Consider the following 747-nt stretch of genomic DNA (forward strand, 5'->3'; position numbering starts at 1 on the left):
CCAAACACTTTACTAAACGTATCTACGATAACAGCGTATGAGTTTGATTTAGTAAATGAAGTAACATTCTCAAAAACAGAAATAATTGGATTCGTTATAGACTGCCAGTGCAAGAAATCGATAAAACACCCGCCTGTATTTTTGTGTGCTTCTGCAAATTTATTTCCGTTCTTAGATCTACCGCTTATGGAACTCCCTTCGCAAGGCAGCGATCCTGAATTGACTTCCGTTCTAACGCCACCTCTGGACAAATCAACACTCTCCAATCGCATATTTAATCCGTATTGCTCTTCCGGTGCCTCCACAGCCCACACAGGATTATTTTGCAGACATGCATTGAAGTACCTTTCACTCGATTCGACAATTACCTTTACGAAAGTAGAAAGGTTACTACGCTTAAGTCCATCGGAAATACTTGAGCACAATACCCCTATACCATTAAATATATCTGAAGTGGATAAAGGTATATTCGCTTTGTACTTTGACATAGCTCTCTGAACACGCTCTATTTGTTTGAGATTCCTCCAAGTCTTTATCACTCTATCGAGACTTAACTTCTTGATAGGTGAAGCCGGAGTTAGTTCAACAGAAGCAGAACCAAGCTCAGCCCCTGAGATATTTTTAGATAAGTAACCATTCAATTCATCACTTTTTACGTACCCCATATTTTTCATAGTATGGGAAAATGCGGCTTCAAGAGGATCTGTCCACTGTGTATCTATAAAAATTGCAGATGGTTGAAGTGTT

General features: G+C 39.2%; 1 protein-coding gene. It reads right to left on the reverse strand.

The window, feature by feature from the left end; all coding sequences use genetic code 11:
* Nucleotides 1-747, reverse strand: a 747-nt coding sequence (locus IQR33_RS12730; protein WP_228013879.1) for a hypothetical protein, incomplete at both ends; no start/stop codon positions are given.

Origin of the sequence: Vibrio sp. OPT46, from assembly GCF_015163535.1 — a bacterium.
GTDB lineage: Bacteria > Pseudomonadota > Gammaproteobacteria > Enterobacterales > Vibrionaceae > Vibrio > Vibrio alginolyticus.